Origin of the sequence: Sphingomonas flavescens (assembly GCF_030866745.1) — a bacterium.
GTDB lineage: Bacteria > Pseudomonadota > Alphaproteobacteria > Sphingomonadales > Sphingomonadaceae > Sphingomicrobium > Sphingomicrobium flavescens.
The window spans coordinates 76,211-91,611 of record NZ_CP133016.1 but is presented as its reverse complement, the minus strand read 5'-3'; the positions used below and the strand labels follow the sequence as shown (position 1 = coordinate 91,611).

General features: G+C 64.1%; 17 protein-coding genes and 1 tRNA gene. 9 read left to right on the top strand and 9 right to left on the bottom strand.

The window, feature by feature from the left end; all coding sequences use genetic code 11:
- Positions 1–7: 7 nt before the first annotated feature.
- The 5 genes from QU596_RS00500 to QU596_RS00480 all read right to left on the bottom strand — a co-directional run bounded on the left by QU596_RS00500 (position 8) and on the right by QU596_RS00480 (position 3,445).
- Positions 8–84, bottom strand: a tRNA-Arg gene (locus QU596_RS00500).
- Complete coding sequence (locus tag QU596_RS00495; protein ID WP_308516326.1) at positions 75–476, bottom strand: response regulator; 402 nt, start codon at positions 474–476, stop codon at positions 75–77. The genes QU596_RS00500 and QU596_RS00495 overlap by 10 nt, the downstream gene beginning before the upstream one ends.
- A 4-nt stretch (positions 477–480) precedes the next feature.
- Positions 481–1,506: a PAS domain-containing protein gene (locus QU596_RS00490; protein ID WP_308516325.1), complete on the bottom strand. Its 1,026-nt coding sequence runs from the start codon at positions 1,504–1,506 to the stop codon at positions 481–483.
- Between the two features lie 120 nt (positions 1,507–1,626).
- On the bottom strand, positions 1,627–2,817 hold the full coding sequence (locus QU596_RS00485; protein WP_308516324.1) for an aspartate aminotransferase family protein: 1,191 nt from the start codon (positions 2,815–2,817) through the stop codon (positions 1,627–1,629).
- Between the two features lie 145 nt (positions 2,818–2,962).
- Entirely contained in the window at positions 2,963–3,445 is a 483-nt protein-coding gene (locus QU596_RS00480) for a hypothetical protein (RefSeq protein WP_308516323.1), read from the bottom strand.
- Positions 3,446–3,605: 160 nt separating this feature from the next.
- Here QU596_RS00480 and QU596_RS00475 point away from each other — a divergent pair, with 160 nt between their 5' ends.
- The gene (locus tag QU596_RS00475) at positions 3,606–4,346 is read left to right on the top strand and encodes a D-Ala-D-Ala carboxypeptidase family metallohydrolase (RefSeq protein ID WP_308516321.1); all 741 of its coding nucleotides are present in this window, start codon (positions 3,606–3,608) and stop codon (positions 4,344–4,346) included.
- On the opposite strand, the gene QU596_RS00470 is transcribed toward QU596_RS00475, so the two are convergent.
- Entirely contained in the window at positions 4,343–5,185 is an 843-nt protein-coding gene (locus QU596_RS00470; protein WP_308516320.1) for an ABC transporter permease, read from the bottom strand. The two genes, QU596_RS00475 and QU596_RS00470, sit on opposite strands and share 4 nt — an antisense overlap.
- 56 nt (positions 5,186–5,241) lie before the next feature.
- On the opposite strand from QU596_RS00470, the gene QU596_RS00465 reads away from it, so the two are divergent.
- Complete coding sequence (locus QU596_RS00465) at positions 5,242–5,913, top strand: GcrA family cell cycle regulator (RefSeq protein ID WP_308516319.1); 672 nt, start codon at positions 5,242–5,244, stop codon at positions 5,911–5,913.
- 12 nt (positions 5,914–5,925) lie between these two features.
- Positions 5,926–6,960 carry a phytanoyl-CoA dioxygenase family protein gene (locus QU596_RS00460; RefSeq protein ID WP_308516318.1) on the top strand — a complete coding sequence of 345 codons (1,035 nt, stop codon included), beginning with the start codon at positions 5,926–5,928 and terminating at the stop codon, positions 6,958–6,960.
- Here the strand turns inward: QU596_RS00460 and QU596_RS00455 are convergent.
- Positions 6,957–8,792 carry an alpha/beta fold hydrolase gene (locus QU596_RS00455; protein WP_308516316.1) on the bottom strand — a complete coding sequence of 612 codons (1,836 nt, stop codon included), beginning with the start codon at positions 8,790–8,792 and terminating at the stop codon, positions 6,957–6,959. The genes QU596_RS00460 and QU596_RS00455 overlap by 4 nt on opposite strands.
- Before the next feature lie 313 nt (positions 8,793–9,105).
- Between QU596_RS00455 and QU596_RS00450 the strand changes: the two genes are divergently transcribed.
- The 5 genes from QU596_RS00450 to QU596_RS00430 all read left to right on the top strand — a co-directional run bounded on the left by QU596_RS00450 (position 9,106) and on the right by QU596_RS00430 (position 11,881).
- A complete protein-coding gene (locus QU596_RS00450; protein WP_308516315.1) occupies positions 9,106–10,017 on the top strand; it encodes a diiron oxygenase in 912 nt (303 codons plus the stop codon).
- Positions 10,018–10,043: 26 nt separating this feature from the next.
- Positions 10,044–10,604, top strand: coding sequence for an OsmC family protein (locus tag QU596_RS00445; RefSeq protein WP_308516314.1), 561 nt, complete (start codon positions 10,044–10,046; stop codon positions 10,602–10,604).
- Positions 10,605–10,670: 66 nt separating this feature from the next.
- Positions 10,671–10,859: a hypothetical protein gene (locus QU596_RS00440; RefSeq protein ID WP_308516313.1), complete on the top strand. Its 189-nt coding sequence runs from the start codon at positions 10,671–10,673 to the stop codon at positions 10,857–10,859.
- Between the two features lie 113 nt (positions 10,860–10,972).
- Positions 10,973–11,188: a hypothetical protein gene (locus QU596_RS00435; RefSeq protein WP_308516312.1), complete on the top strand. Its 216-nt coding sequence runs from the start codon at positions 10,973–10,975 to the stop codon at positions 11,186–11,188.
- Between the two features lie 3 nt (positions 11,189–11,191).
- Positions 11,192–11,881, top strand: a complete 690-nt coding sequence (locus QU596_RS00430) for an energy transducer TonB (RefSeq protein ID WP_308516310.1) — start codon at positions 11,192–11,194, stop codon at positions 11,879–11,881.
- Positions 11,882–11,958: 77 nt separating this feature from the next.
- Here the strand turns inward: QU596_RS00430 and QU596_RS00425 are convergent, their stop codons facing one another.
- Together QU596_RS00425 and QU596_RS00420 are read right to left on the bottom strand one after the other, a co-directional pair.
- Positions 11,959–12,423 carry an Hsp20 family protein gene (locus QU596_RS00425; RefSeq protein WP_308516309.1) on the bottom strand — a complete coding sequence of 155 codons (465 nt, stop codon included), beginning with the start codon at positions 12,421–12,423 and terminating at the stop codon, positions 11,959–11,961.
- A 143-nt stretch (positions 12,424–12,566) separates the two neighbouring features.
- On the bottom strand, positions 12,567–13,115 hold the full coding sequence (locus QU596_RS00420; protein ID WP_308516307.1) for a hypothetical protein: 549 nt from the start codon (positions 13,113–13,115) through the stop codon (positions 12,567–12,569).
- Positions 13,116–13,254: 139 nt separating this feature from the next.
- On the opposite strand from QU596_RS00420, the gene parE reads away from it, so the two are divergent.
- Positions 13,255–15,264 (top strand): DNA topoisomerase IV subunit B, encoded by a 2,010-nt coding sequence (parE, locus tag QU596_RS00415; protein WP_308516305.1) that lies wholly within the window; start codon positions 13,255–13,257, stop codon positions 15,262–15,264.
- The last annotated feature ends 137 nt before the right edge of the window (positions 15,265–15,401 follow it).

The following is a 15,401-nucleotide window of genomic DNA, read 5'->3' as shown; positions in this document are numbered from 1 at the left end:
AGGCCAATGGCCCGCTCCGAGGGACTCGAACCCCCAACCTTCGGGTTCGAAGCCCGACGCTCTATCCGGTTGAGCTAGGAGCGGACGCTGGCGCTCTCCGTGCCCTTCTCGGACCGTCCGATCAACTGTAGCAGTCGCGTGGCGACGTCTTCTGCCATCGAAGGCTTGGTAATGACGGGCGCGTCGATGGTCGCCAGGATCTCACCTTGCCGGTTGAGGTCGCCGGTATGCAGCACATAGGGCACGCCCATCGCCGACAATCGCTCTGCGATAGGCCAGCAGGTTTCGCCCTTCCCCAGATTGACGTCGAGTACGGCGCCGATTGGAACCTCCTTGTCCAAGATCGCAAAGGCCTCGCGGCAATTGTGCGCGATCGCGGTGGGAACGTTGGCGTCGTCGAAAGCCATCATCAGGTCGATGGCGATCCAATATTCATCCTCGACGATTAGGATGGTTCCCAAGTTGTTTCCGGTCATGACCTTACCGCGCAATCGGCATCGAGATGCAGACGCGCAGGCCGTCGTGTTCCCAATCGTTCCTGATCACGCCTTGCGAGAATTTGAGCAGGGTGTCGGCGATCCCCAGCCCGGTGCCATGGCCTTCGGGCTTCCCTTCGACAGCCGGGCCTCCGGTCTCTTTCCAATCCACTCTCAGCGACGACCGCTCGAACTGGTCGATATCGTGCTGCCAGCCCACCTCCACCAACCCGTCGTCATTGGACAGCGCGCCATATTTGATTGCGTTGGTGGCGAGTTCGTGGAGGACGAGGCCGACTACCGACACCGCGTTGGGATCAGTGCGGATATTTTCGCCGGTGTAGCGGATGCGGTTGCCTTCCGGGTCGTAGGGTCGAAGCACCGAACGGATTGCCTGCCCGACTTCAACGGTTCCCAGCAGCGCATCGTCCAGCGTCGGCTCGTAGGCCCGGCCGAGCGCCTGGACGCGCTCGTTGATGGCGCGCGCGACTGGCTTGGCCTCCATCGCCCGGCCGGTCACGTTCACGATGCCCCCAATGACCGAGAAGACGTTCTTCAACCGGTGGGAGATCTCGCGGGCAAGCGCCTTGGCATGGCGCTCCTCGGCACGCGCGAGGTGGATGTTGGTGACGTCCCACTGGCTGCCGAAGAAATATTTCAGACTTCCGGATTCGTCATAAATCGGGCCGAGATGGAGGGCGTTCCAGAATTGCTCACCGTTCTTGCGGTAATTCAGGATCTCAACGACCGCGACTTCTTCGGTCCTGATCGCGTCACGGATTTTGGTGACCTGATGCTGGTCGGTTTTCGGGCCCTGCAGGAAGCGGCAGTTGCGCCCGATGATCTCATGCTGGCGATAGCCCGTCAGCCGTTCGAAGGCGCGGTTGCAGAAGACGATCGGATTGTCGGCCTGCTTGGGGTCGGTGAGGCAGACGGCCATGCGCGTTTGCGCCATGGCCTGCTCGAACAGCAGGCCCGTCGCGCCCTCGAACCGGCTCGCGGCGTCGTCGCTCGACCACTCGTCGTTCACGCTATCCGATTGATCGGAGTCTACGGGATTTTCGGGTCTATCGGACACGCAACGCGACTCGCATTCGACGCTAGTGTCAGATTGCCGCCCCTGCGGCCAGTCAACTGTTGTTAACCGGGTTCACGCCGCTTCGGCCGGCACCTCATATTCGCCCGCGGCGGCGCTCAGCGTGTCCACGAATTCACGGATGTGCGCTTCCTCGATGTTGAGCGGCGGCAGGATACGCATGACGTTGTCACCGGCCGCGACGGTCAGCAGCCCCTTGGTGCGTAGAAAATTCACGAAGGCGCGGCTGTCGGTCTTCATCTTGATTCCGAGCATAAGGCCCAGCCCCCGCACGCCTTCGAACAGATGATCGTGATTAGGGATCATCTGCTCCAACGCCGAGCGTAGCCGCTCGCCTGTCTGCCGGACCTGCGTCAGGAACTCGTCGTTGGCGACGACGTCGAACACCGCCTGCCCAGCAGCCATCGCCAGCGGATTGCCGCCATAGGTCGACCCGTGCGTGCCGATGACCATCCCACGCGCCGCCTTTTCGGTGGCCAGGCACGCGCCCATCGGGAAGCCCCCGCCAATACCCTTGGCGCTCGCCATGATGTCGGGCGTTACGCCATAATATTCATAAGCGTAGAGATAGCCGGTCCGCGCGACGCCGCACTGCACCTCGTCGAACACCAGCATCAGGTCGTTCTCGTCGCAGGCCTTACGGAGACCCTGGATGAATTCCTTCGACGCCGGGCGAATGCCGCCCTCGCCCTGCACCGGCTCCAGCAGGAAGCCCGCGGTGTTCTCGTCGATCGCCCCCAGCGCAGCGTCCAGATTGTCGAACTCGACGACCTTGAAACCCTCCAGCAGCGGCGCGAAACCCTCGATCATTTTCGGCTGATCGGTTGCGCTGATCGTTGCCATCGTCCGCCCATGAAACGCGTTGCGGAAGGTAATCAGCGTGTGTTTCTCCGGATTGCCTCCAACGTAGTGATAGCGGCGCGCCGTCTTGATCGCGCACTCGACAGCTTCGACGCCCGAATTGGTGAAGAACACTGTGTCCGCGAACGTCAAATCAGTTAGGCGCTTCGCGAACGCCTCGCCCTGCGGTGATCCGTACAGGTTTGATACGTGCATGAGGGTCGCGGCCTGGTCCTGGATCGCCTTGGTCAGCACCGGGTGGCCGTGCCCCAGCAGGTTCACCGCAATGCCCGCCGCGAAATCCAGATAACGCTCGCCCTGCTCACCGTAGAGATACGGCCCCTCGCCGCGCACCGGACGCACGGGCGAACGCGGGTAGACGGGCATGAGCGGCGTGATGGCCATGAAATCGGGCTCCTGGTCGGCGATAAAAGCAGTTGCGTTGCTATAGCCAGCGCCCCGCAAAAGGGCAAAGCCGAGCCGGCCGCTGGGGTACGAAGAAAGGCGCCCCGGTTGCCCGAGGCGCCTTCCTTTCGACTAGCCGTCGGCCTTAGCGGTCGCGGCGATAGCCCTGGTCGTCTTCCCAGCGATCGTTGCGGCCGTCACGGTCCCGGTCGCTCCACTGACCTTGGTAACCGTTGTAGCCGTAGCGGCCGTATCCACCCTGGTTCATCGCCCACTGGACGCGCTGTTCGAGGCGCTGGATTCGAACGCTGATATCCTGGGCCTCGCGGGGGCTCAGCCCGTTGCGGCTGCGATCGAACAGGCGTCGATGCAGGTCCGCGGCCTCGTAACGCAGGCGGTCAGCGCTACGGTCGCGGATGCGATCGCGGCGATCTAGCCGGTTGATCTGGCGTTCGATGTTGTTCAGCCGCTGCTGCAGCGAACGCGTGACGCCCCAATTGTTCTGGTACCCGTAGGCATTGCCGTAAGGCGCGCCATAGGGCTGGCCCTGATAATATTGCGCCGACGCCGGGCTGGCGATGGCGAGAGCCGCTCCGGCCGCGGCCAGGGAAAAGAGTAACTTACGCATATCGGCTCTCCTTCATTGAGCACTGACGTGATGAGAGCCCTTCTGCGCCGATTCGGTTGAGGCGCGTCTGAACGCCTCCGTTATGAACCGTTCAACTTCGTTAAGCTGCAGCTCGCCGGACGAGGGTTGAAACGACCGTATCGTCTATTATCTTGTTGAAATGCTTAGATTTATGGGGGCTGCCGCACTCGCGGCCACACTGTCATTCGGTCCGGTTGCAGGCGTTGGGAACAGCTCGACGCCGCTTCAGCCGATCCGCGCCATCGCGACCGTTCAGGCGCGGCCCGCACTCGCGCCGGCGCCCGAGCCGCAGTTCGGGTTGACTGGCGTTCACGAAACCGGCCTTGCCGCTGCGGGCCAGTCGGCGACCGACTTCCGGGCTTGGCTCCGTCGGGCTCCGGACAACGTCGCGCGCCTCACCTCTTTCCAGGATTACCTCAATGCCCAGGGTGTCGGCGCTGTCATCCCGCTATGGCAGCTGACGCGCACATCGTCGTCGTGGAGCGAGTGTGGCGCGGAGCCGTTCGAAGCGCCGCCCGCGGACAAGTGGCAGCATATCGTCGAAACGCTGAAGTTCGTTCGCGACGACGTCATCCCCCGCGTCGGTCAGGTCGAGGCGCTGTCCGCCTTTCGCAACGACAAGCTCAACGCCTGTTCCAACGGCGCCGAACACAGCGCGCACCGTGAGTTCTTCGCGATCGACATGACGCCGGTGACCGCCGCCGTCGACCGCACCGCGATGATCCGGTCAGTTTGCGCCGCGCACGCGCACGATGGGCGTGCCTACGACACGGGCCTCGGCTTCTACACCGGCCGGCGCTTCCACGTGGACTCGTCGAGCTTCCGCAAATGGGGCGCGGACGGCCGGGGCGCGACCAGCCCCTGCGTCAACGAAGCCTAGTTCTTGATCTTCCAGCCGCGGCGCAGCAGCGAATAGCAGAGCGCCCACATGGCGAGATTGAGCAACAGCAGCCCGATCCCGCCGATCAGCAGCGGCGAGTCCGCATGGCCAAGGAAGCCCGCGCGAAACCCGGAGATGACGTAGAAGAACGGATTGGCATGGCTCACCGCTTGAAACGTCGGCGACAGCTGGTGCACCGAGTAAAAGGTGCCGCTCAGCAGCGACAACGGCGTCACGACAAAATTGGTCACCGCCGCCGCGTGGTCAAACTTCTCGGCCCAAATGGACGTCAGCAGCCCGAGGAACGCCAGCAGCACCGACCCCATGAGCCCGAACCACAGAATCAGCTCTGGTCGGGCCGGCATCACCGACACCCCAGGCCACAGCAGCATCACGAGCCAAACCGCAAAACCGACGAGGAACGCCCGCGTCACCGCGGCGCCGATCAGTCCCGCGATCAACTCTCCCGTCGACAGCGGCGGCATCAGATAGTCGACGATATTGCCCTGGATCTTGCCGACCAGCAGCGAGAAGCTCGAATTGGCGAAGGCGTTCTGCAGCATCGCCATGACGATCAGGCCCGGCGCGATGAAATTGGCGAACGGGAATTCTACTCCCGGCGCCACCGTCACCGTCCGTCCGCCGCGCCCCAACGCCACGGTAAAGATCGCCAGATACAGCAGCGTCGTGATGGCCGGCGCCCACACGGTCTGCATCTGCACCTTGAAGAAGCGCCTGACCTCCTTGATATAGAGGGTCTTAAGGCCTCCCCAGTTGACGCCCTTCAGCACCGGCTTGCCCGGCGCGAAGCGCACCCAATTATTGGCTTGGTCGTTCACGGTTGAGGCGCCTATCGGCTGCCATGCAGCCGGGCAAGTTTTGGAGCGAAGTTTAAATGTCTTGGACCGACGAGCGCATCGAGCGCCTGAAGAAGATGTGGCACGACGGCGCCACCGCCAGCCAGATCGCCGACGAGCTCGGTGGCGTCAGCCGCAATGCGGTGATCGGCAAGGCCCACCGCCTCGGCCTCGAGCAGCGCCCGTCCCCGGTGAAGGCCGGCGAGGAAAAGGAAGCGAAGAAGGCCGCGCCCGCGCCTGCCGCGGGCGCCGCGCCCAAGGCCGCGCCGAAGCCGGCTGCCCCTGCGCCGCGCGCGGAGCCCGTTGCGACAGCGCCTGCCGCCCCCGCGCCACAGGCCGCTGCGCCCTCGACGCCGAACCGCTCCGCGCCGGAAATGCAGTATCGCTCGATCGGCCCGGGCGGCTTCATCCGCCAGGGTCCGGGCGACCAGCAGCCGCCGATCCCGCCCGCGCCGCCGCGCCGTCTGGTCCCGGCCAAGCCGAGCCCAGAGGTCGCCGACAAGACCGGCCTGCTCGATCTCAACGATCGCCTCTGCAAATGGCCGATGGGCCACCCCGGCGAGCCGGATTTCCATTTCTGCGGCGAAGCCGCCAACCCGGGCTTCCCCTATTGCGTGCAGCATTGCGGCGTCGCCTATCAGGCACAGCTTCCCCGCCGTGACCGCCGTCCGCCGCCGCCGCTGCCGTTCGGCGGCCCAAGGGTCCGTTAAGAACGAGGGCGCGTGTTGGGCAACCGCGCGCTCCTCAAATGGTGGCGTGCACCGATTTGGACGCTGGCGCTCGGCACCGGCGCCAAGAGCTTTGTCGACAACCCGATCCTCGGCTCGCCCTCGCTAAACCGGCGTGGGCTGCACGTCGCCCGGCTTAAGCTCGCCCATCGAATGGCCTGGGCACGCCGCCGCCGCCTCGCGGCGTCGGTGCCCGCGACTTGGCGCGAGCAGTTCGACCGCGACGGCTTCGTCGAAGCCCGCGACTTCCTGCCAACGGATGTCTTCGCGCGCCTGCGCGACGCAATCCTCAACGGGGAATTCGAGGCCCGGGAGCACCAGCAGGGCAACGCCGTTACGCGCCGAGTAGCCGTGACTCCGGAGATGCTGCGCCGGATCCCCGAGCTTCGCCAGCTCATTGCCAAACCACGTTGGCGCGGACTCATGGCCTATATCGGCAGCACGCTCAGCCCGCCGATTTACTACATCCAGACGATCGTCATGGGCCACGCCGACGGCGCGCCCGATCCCCAGCTCGAACTTCACGCCGACACCTTCCATCCCTCGCTCAAGGCGTGGCTGTTCCTGACCGACGTGTCGGACGATCAGGGCCCGCTGACCTACGTCCCCAGCTCGCATTTGCTGACCCCAAAGCGGCTGGCTTGGGAACAGCAGCGCAGCGTCGAAATCGGGGAGGCCGACCGCCTGTCGCAGCGCGGCTCGCTCCGCATCGCGCCGGAGGAACTCCCGGCGCTCGACCTGCCACCGCCGCATCGCTTTGCGGTCCCCGCCAACACCCTCGTCGCCATCGACACCAGCGGCTTCCACGCCCGCGGCAGCGCGTCACGGCCGGTCGTCCGCGTAGAACTGTGGGCATATTCGCGTCGCACGCCCTTCCTGCCATGGGCCGGGCTGGACCCCTTGTCCCCGCAGCCCCTCGCGCTCCGCCGCGCAGGCTGGCTCACACAAATCGTGGACCGTCTCGACGGCCTTGGCCTGATGAAGCAGCATTGGCAGCCCGCTGGCCGCAAGCGGCCAATCGACCCTTAAGCCGCCACCGCCGTGCTTCCCGCGTTCAGGAATGCCCGGCTCATCTCCGCGAACGTCCGCCACGCCGGCTCATTCTCGATCAGGATGTGATTGCGGCTTTCCAGCGGCACAAACTGCGCGCCGGGGATCCCCGCAGCCATGGCCTCTCCCTGCGCGAACGGCACCACCTGGTCGTGCCGGCCGTGAAAGACCAAGGTCGGCGCCTTCACCTGCGCCAGCAGCGGCCGCACGTCGATCTTCGATAGCTCGCGCTGCAACCGCACAGCATTCTCGGGCGATGTCGACATGCGCTGCATCTCGTTGAACCAGCCCATCTGCTTGGGCGTCGCGTCCGGAATGTAGAGGTTGGTGAACAGCTGACGGTACGCCGAATGGTCGGCACCCCAACCTTCCTCGGTCAGCGTGATCATCGCCTCCCGCCGCGCAACTTCTCCCGGGTCGTCGCGATTGGCCCAGCCGACGGCATATCCATTGAGGATCACCAGCCGCCGCACGCGCTCGGGGTGGCGCACTGCATAGGCGACCGCAACGGCCGCGCCCTGGCTGATCGCGAGCATGTCGAACTGCGGCAGATCCAGGCACTCGGTAACGCATTTGAGGTCGTCCACGAACGCCTCGAAGGACAGATCTGGCGTGTCCCAGTCGCTGAGGCCGTTGCCGCGCTCGTCGTACCGGACCAGCGATCGCCCACGCATAAACTCCTGGACCCAATGCCGCCACAGCGGACTGTCCCAGTCATGCTCCAGATGATTCAGCCAGTTCGCCGTTTTCACCAGCGGCGGCCCCTCGCCTGTCACCGCGAAGGCGAGCTTCGTTCCGTCGGAGGCCGTGCAATGCCGCACCTCTTGCGGCGGTAGCTTGGGCTTGGCCGAACGTGACGCCAGCGCCGCGTCCTGCTCCTCCATTCGCCGTCGCCAGGTCGCAGGCGGCTCCCCGAACTCACGCTTGAATGCCCGGTTGAAGGCCGCCTCGCTGTTGAACCCGACCGAATAAGCGACGTTTGCCGTATTCTGCTTGCCGTCGCGGAGCATGTTTGCCGCGACGCGCATCCGCCAGGACGCACAATAGCGCATCGGCGGCACTCCGATCAGCTCGGCAAATCGCTCGCCTAGGACCGTACGCGACACGCCAGCGTCGCGCGCGAGACTTTCGACGTCCAGCTCCTCGGCGAAGCGGCTGTGAATGATCGACAGCGCCTTTGATACCGCGGGGTCGGTCAAACCGCGCAACCAACCCTTCGAGCTGGACGGCAACTGCTGCACATATTCGCGGATCGCCTGCGCCAGGAACAGCTCGGCCAAGCGCGCGACCATCTCCGGCGACGGCCGTTGCTCGGCCAGGAATCGCATCGAGCTATCGAGCCACTGCGCCTCGCCGCCGGTCACATCCAGGGTAAGCAGCGGCGGCAGCGCCTCGATCAGCGGATGCGTGCTTGTCTTGGCGGTGCCGAGGAACCCGCACCACACCATCGTCTCCGGTCCATCGGTCCCGTTGGCGACCTTGTGCACGCCTTCTTCAGTCGTCCACGCGACGTCGTTGACGTCCGCCGGCGGCAGACCAGGACGGCTCGCCAGCAGATGCGGGTCGTTGCGCGGCAGGATGGCGATCGATCCTGGCCCGAGCGTAACCGGCTCCATCCCCTCGACCTCGACGATCGCATGGCCCGATCGGATGTAATGGTAGCTGATCAGCTCTTCCGGCATCGGGAAGAAGGGCGCGCAATGATCGGGCGTGAACTGTGCGAGCACGCAGAAGTCGCCGGTGAAATCAGCGTCGATCACCACACCGCCATTCAGGCGAAGCGAGCCCAGGATTTCGTCGAGAACGTCCACGCGTTGCCCCCGCGGAAGATGCAATCCGGCGTTTCGGTCAAATTATCCGGCAAGCCGGTCATTTTGGCAAACGGCTGCTCGGCGTAAACACTGGCCATCGAATTCGGACACAGTTCTCGGCCCGTAAGCAATCACGCTTCCGGAGATGGTCGAACTCATCCGTGAAACGCGAAGGGGCAGCATGATGATCGATTTAAAGCACGAAGCAAAGACGGCGCGGTTAGTCACCGTCGTCTTCACTCTTATTACCAGTGTGACCGCTGTTTCGGCCGCGATCGCTCCGGCCATCGTCCACATCTAATTAACAAGGCGGATGATCATGTACCATGACTTCAATTATCAGGCGACGCTCTCATCGTCGCTTCGCGCACAGTGGCAGCTCGACGACGTGCTTCGCGAAGATCAGGAACTCGATTTCTCGCGCAACTTCATGCCCGAGAGCCTGGCCCGCACCGCCGTGCTCGACGGCCTGAACCCGTTCGAGCAGCGCGTGCTCAACCAGATCAGCGCGCACCAATACCTGTGCATCTTCGGAGTGGTCGAGGAGTTCATCCTCCCCTTCCTCCTCGATCATGCGCGGCCGCACCTGCTCGGCGACGACTGGCGCGTGCGGGCGATCCTCAATTTCGCGAGCGAGGAAGCCAAGCACATCCATCTGTTCAAGCGCTATCACCAGGCGTTCGTCCGCGGTTTCCCCGTGGAATGCCGGATGATCGGCCCGTCGGAAGCGATCGGCGCGGAAGTGCTTAGGCACGACCCGCTCGCCGTCGGCCTGGTCATCCTGATGATCGAGTGGATGACCCAGCAGCATTATCTGGGCTCGATCCGCGACGACGGCGATCTCGATCCGCTCTTCAAGTCGCTGATGAAGCATCACTGGATGGAGGAAGCGCAGCATGCCAAGCTCGACACGCTGATCGTCGATGCGCTCGCCGAAGGTCGCACCGAAGAACAGATCGACAAGGCGATCGACGAATTCTTCGAGATCGGCGGCTTCCTCGACGACGGCCTGAAGATGCAGGCCGGCTTCAACATGGACGCGCTCGAGCTAGCGATCGGCCGCAAGGTCGAGAACCGCGACGCGATCATTGCCCAGCAGCACCAGGCTGCCCGCTGGACCTACGTCGGGTCGGGTATGGTCCACGACCGCTTCAAGGACGCCCTCAACGCTATTTCCAGCCGCGCGGCGGACCGCATCGCCGAAGCTGCGCCAGTCTTCGCCTAACCCTCGATTTCAACAGGAGAATGAACATGCTTGATACCGTGAAAAGCCGCGTCAACGGCCTCGACCTCGAAGCCCTCGGCGAAGTCGTCGAAGCAATCGAACAAGACGCGTCCAAGGCCAAGGTCAGCTTCGACGTTACCACCCGCTGGACCGGCCAGACCGGCAGCGAGACCATCGTCGACGGCTTCACCATGGCCGGCGAGCGCATCGCCCGCAGCCACAAGATCGTCGCCGATGAGCCGTGCCAGCTGCTCGGTGCCGACAGCGCGCCCAATCCGCAGGAATTGCTGATGGCCGCCGTCAACGCTTGCATGACCGTCGGCTACGTCGCCGGCGCCGCGGTCAACGGCATCACTCTGACCAACCTCGAGATCCGCACCAAGGGCACGCTCGACCTGCGCGGTTTCCTCGGTCTCAGCGAAGAGGTCCCGGCCGGCTACGAGGCGATCGACTACGAGGTCACGATTGCGGGCAACGGCACGCCTGAGCAGTTCGACGAGATCCACCGCACGGTGATGAAAACCTCGCCCAACTACTTCAACCTCAACCGTCCAATCCGGATGAACGGCGTCCTCAGGGTCGCCTGACAAAATTCCGGGCGCGCCCCGCTCCCCTCCCCCTGAGGCGCGCCCGGATAAACGTGGAATGAGACGATGAGACATTTGCTGATGGATCCGGCCTTCCCCGACATCGTCGGCGAATGGGCCATTGAGACACTCTACGAAGCGGCACCGCCTTTCGATCACGCCAACGATAATCTCGATGAGACGCTGGCGGATCTCGGCGACGAGCTGCTGATTTCGCTCGGCAAATTGGAAATTGCCGCAACTCGACTTTGGTGATGGACCGCCCGGCAGGCGCTCGCTTGCCGGGCTTTCACTTGGGAGAATGCGCCTCTTCCCTTACCTTTCGATCAGGCTAAGTTTCCACTGCTCGGGTAAATGGGAGTTGAGCCATGCGGACCGCCGCTTTGTTTCCAGTCATCGCGGCAATGCCGCTGCTAACCGGCGCCGCGGAACCCTTTCGTCTGACGCCGTCGACGCCCTGGGAAGTTAACTACGCGGAAAACAGCTGCCGCCTTAATCGAGAATTTGGGACCGGCGATAACAAAGTCGTGCTCGGCTTCGAGAGCGAAGTTCCCGGCCGCATGGACATGATCGTCCTCGGCTAGCCGATGTCCACGGGATCCGAGCAAGTCCCCGCAAGCTTTCTTCCGGCACGGGGCGAACCGCAAAAAGGCAATACGGCGCAGTCGCCCAAAGGCCCCGTGGTGCTGTGGTCGCACATATCGTTGTTGCCAGACGACGTCATCGAACGGCTTGAGAAAGAGGAAAAGGCCAAAGGCGCGAGGAAGGGCGTTCGGCCACCACCGCTCGACCTTGCAGAGATCGCGCAAATCAAGGCCGCCGAGCAATCCTTCGCGGACAGCACGTCGGCGATCCAGATCGTACCGCGGAAAAGCCGGCCTGTGATCCTCCAGACCGGGTCCTTGGGCCCGGCCATGAAGGCCTTCGACAAATGCAGCCGCGATTCCCTGCGCGATTGGGGCATCGACCCCGATCTCGACGATCAAATCGTCCGCCCCGTCTGGCCAATCAATGTGCGAAGCTGGTTCTCGCCGAGCGACTATCCGGAAGCGATGCGGCGGACGGGCGATGAGGCGGACATCAAGCTGCGGCTATTGGTCGACGCCGCCGGCCGTCCAACCAAGTGCACCGTCGTCAGCCGCTTCAAGGAAAAATCGTTCGACAAGGTTGTGTGTGACGTCGTCATGCGCCGGGCTCGGCTTGAGCCGGCCGAGCTTGCCGACGGCACGAAGGTCCCCAGCTACTACTACAACCACGTCATATTCCGGATGCAGTAGGCAGCCGGATCCCGCAACGAAAAAGCCCCGGCAGGCTCAGCGCTCGCCGGGGTTCCTGTTACCTAGGCAACAGCGGTTCAGGCGTCCGCCTTCTCCGCCTCGATCGCCGGCTGCTGATCGCCGATGTTGATCTTCCGCGGCTTCATCGCCTCGGGGATCTCGCGCACCAGCTCGATCGCCAGCAGGCCGTCCTTCATGTCGGCGCCCTTGACCTGGATATGGTCGGCCAGCGCGAACCGCCGCTCGAACGAACGCGTCGCGATTCCGCGGTAGATGTAATTGTTATCCTTTTCGCCGCCCTCTTCCTTCTTACGGCCCGTCACCAGCAGCACGTTCTGCTGCGCGGTGATGTCGATCTCGTCGGGCTTGAAGCCGGCCACCGCCAGCTCGATCCGGTAATCGTTGTCGCTTAGGCGGATGAGGTCGAACGGCGGGTAATTTTCCTGTCCCTGCGCCGCATTGGAATTTTCGAGCATGTCGAACAGCCGGTCGAACCCGACGGTGGAACGCCGGAACGGCGCAAAATCGAAAGCACTACGCATAGCGGTAACCTCCTCATGTTGAGCAAGGCGGGGCCCGGAGTTCCGCGACCCCGTCACCGAACCTCTCCTGAGCGTCCGGCACCGCTGATTTGGAAACGGGTTTGCGGGTTTCAAGACCTGTGAGAACAGCCTGTCACCCGCCCCTACTTGATCGGCTGCAGCGTGACATTGGTGAAGAGGAACTCGCCCGTGGAACAGATGAGCCGCACAACTGGGTCAGCCGCCTTCATCGGATAGAACCTAGTCTCAGAGCCAATTGTCGCGGCTACATTTGCTCCATCAAATCTGAGCCTGAAAGACTGGGGTGTGCCCGGCTTAATGAGCATCGATTGTGCGAGCGCCTCGTCCTTGTGTCCACTTGCTTGAAAGCTGACCATTTGAAGCGCTGGCGCACCGGCACGAGTCTCCTCCGCACCAGCCGGAAGCACTGCGAGGGATACCCCGACCACATTTGCGGCGGGTTGTCCGGGCTGGGATGGCGAAGTGACCTGGACACGAGCGATCGGGGCGTACTTCGAAACCTCTGCAATCGTGAGCAATTGCACGTTGCCGCTAACTGTGAAGGATCCGCCGGGCGCAGGCAGCACGAGTTCCGAAAAATGGTTTGCCGCGGTATCGCAGTCATAAGTGATACCCGCTGCCGCCGCCGGCGCGCAAAGTATGGTGGCGCATAACGCGATTACGTATTTCACAGAATTCCCCCTTTTTCGCCCCCGAGCATGGTGGATCGCAGCACGTGCGAGCAGCCATTGCAAGCGCCAAGAAGGCTGTGGAAAACGTCCCGCCACTCGCTTGGCACGGCGGAAAACGCGGTCCTATACCGTCACCCAAATGTCCGATCTGTTCGCCTCCAACGCCGCCGCTGCAGCGCCCGAAAGCTATGACGCCTCCGCCATCGAAGTCCTCGAAGGCCTGGAGCCCGTCCGCCGCCGCCCCGGCATGTACATCGGTGGCACCGACGACCGCGCGCTTCACCATCTCGCCGCCGAGGTCATCGACAATAGTATGGACGAGGCCGTCGCCGGCTTCGCCAACCGCATCGAGGTCACGCTGGATCCCGCCCCCGGCGCCGCCGGGCGCCTGACCGTCACCGACAACGGCCGCGGCATTCCCGTCGACCCGCACCCCAAATATCCCGGCAAGTCCGCGCTCGAAGTCATCATGACCACCCTCCACTCTGGCGGTAAGTTCGAGGGCAAGGCGTACAGCACCTCCGGCGGCCTCCACGGCGTCGGCGTCAGCGTCGTCAACGCGCTCTCGACTGAGACGATCATCGAAGTCGCGCGCGACAAGAAACTCTACCGACAGTCCTTCGCCCGCGGCCTCGCCACCTCCAAGCTCGAGGAAGTCGGCGCCGCCCCCAACCGCCGCGGCACCACCGTCATCTTCACCCCCGATGCGGAGATCTTTGGCGCCGACGCCCGCTTCTCCGCCGAGCGTCTCTACAAGCTCGCCCGCTCCAAGGCCTACCTCTTCGCCGGCGTCGAGATCCGCTGGCGCTGCGACCCCAGCCTCGCGTCCGACAAAGTTCCCGAGACCGCCGTTTTCCACTTCCCCGGCGGCCTGGCCGACAATCTCGCCGAGCAGCTCGGCGACCGCCCCGCCGTCACCAACCAGCCCTTCACCGGCCGCCAGGATTTCCCCGCCGACCCCGACGGCAAGCCACAGGGCAGCGCCGAATGGGCGGTCGCGTGGCCGCTCTATTCCGACGGCTCCGAAAGCTATTACTGCAACACCATCCCGACCCCCGACGGCGGCACCCACGAGGCTGGCCTGCGCGCCGCTTTGACCAAGGGCATCCGCGGCTTCGGCGAGCTCGTCGGCAACAAGAAGGCCAAGGACATCACCGCCGACGACGTCTTCAACGGCGTCGAGCTCATGCTCTCGGTGTTCATCCGCAACCCGCATTTCCAGAGCCAGACCAAGGACCGGCTCACCAGCCTGGAGGCCGCCCGCTTCGTCGAGGCCGCCGTCCGCGACCATTTCGACCATTATCTCGCCGACAACATGGACCGCGGCCGCGCTTTGCTCGGCTCGATCGTCGAGCGAATGGAAGAACGCCTGCGCCGCCGCGCCGAGCGCGAGGTCCAGCGCAAAACCGCCACCAGCGCCCGCAAGCTCCGCCTCCCCGGCAAGCTCACCGACTGCTCGTCGGACGATCCCGAAGGTACCGAGCTCTTCATCGTCGAAGGCGACAGCGCCGGCGGCTCCGCCAAGCAGGCGCGCGACCGCAAGACGCAGGCCATCCTCCCCATCCGCGGCAAGATCCTCAACGTCGCCAGCGCCACCGCGGAAAAGATCCGCGCCAACAGCGAGATCGCGGACCTCAACCTCGCGCTCGGCTGCGGCACGAAGGACAAGTTCAACGAGGAAGCGCTCCGCTACGAACGCATCGTCATCATGACGGACGCCGACGTCGACGGCGCCCACATCGCGACCCTGCTGATGACTTTCTTCTTCCAGGAAATGCCCGAGCTCGTCCGCCGCGGCCACCTGTTCCTCGCCCAGCCGCCGCTCTACCGCCTGACCGCGGACGCGAAGACGCTATACGCCCGCGACGACGCCCACCGCACCGAGCTCGAAGCCACCGAGTTCAAGGGCAAGAAGGTCGAGGTCAGCCGCTTCAAGGGCCTCGGCGAGATGAACCCAAACCAGCTCAAGGAAACCACCATGGACCCGAAGACGCGGTCCATGCTGCGCGTGACGCTGCCGGCCGCTTATGAAGACCGCCAGCCGGTGAAGGACTTGGTCGACGAGCTGATGGGACGCGATCCGGCCAAGCGGTTCGATTTCATCCAGCGCTCAGCGGCTGCGGTCGATGAGGATGCGATCGACGCCTGACGTCACCCCGGATCCGGGGCCCACTTCTTAGGTCCAGCGGCGAAGTCCGACGACGAGCGTGAGCTTCCAGCATTGCAAGAGAAGAGGCGGTGGCGAGCCCCGGCAAACCTCTAACATCGCTGCCGTCCGCAATGGAT

Coding starts and splice junctions, on each gene's coding strand:
- QU596_RS00495 (WP_308516326.1), bottom strand. CDS start 476: ATGACCGGAAACAACTTGGGAACCATCCTAATCGTCGAGGATGAATAT.
- QU596_RS00485 (WP_308516324.1), bottom strand. CDS start 2,817: ATGGCCATCACGCCGCTCATGCCCGTCTACCCGCGTTCGCCCGTGCGT.
- QU596_RS00480 (WP_308516323.1), bottom strand. CDS start 3,445: ATGCGTAAGTTACTCTTTTCCCTGGCCGCGGCCGGAGCGGCTCTCGCC.
- QU596_RS00475 (WP_308516321.1), top strand. CDS start 3,606: ATGCTTAGATTTATGGGGGCTGCCGCACTCGCGGCCACACTGTCATTC.
- QU596_RS00465 (WP_308516319.1), top strand. CDS start 5,242: ATGTCTTGGACCGACGAGCGCATCGAGCGCCTGAAGAAGATGTGGCAC.
- QU596_RS00450 (WP_308516315.1), top strand. CDS start 9,106: ATGATCATGTACCATGACTTCAATTATCAGGCGACGCTCTCATCGTCG.
- QU596_RS00445 (WP_308516314.1), top strand. CDS start 10,044: ATGCTTGATACCGTGAAAAGCCGCGTCAACGGCCTCGACCTCGAAGCC.
- QU596_RS00440 (WP_308516313.1), top strand. CDS start 10,671: ATGAGACATTTGCTGATGGATCCGGCCTTCCCCGACATCGTCGGCGAA.
- QU596_RS00435 (WP_308516312.1), top strand. CDS start 10,973: ATGCGGACCGCCGCTTTGTTTCCAGTCATCGCGGCAATGCCGCTGCTA.
- QU596_RS00430 (WP_308516310.1), top strand. CDS start 11,192: ATGTCCACGGGATCCGAGCAAGTCCCCGCAAGCTTTCTTCCGGCACGG.
- QU596_RS00425 (WP_308516309.1), bottom strand. CDS start 12,423: ATGCGTAGTGCTTTCGATTTTGCGCCGTTCCGGCGTTCCACCGTCGGG.
- parE (WP_308516305.1), top strand. CDS start 13,255: ATGTCCGATCTGTTCGCCTCCAACGCCGCCGCTGCAGCGCCCGAAAGC.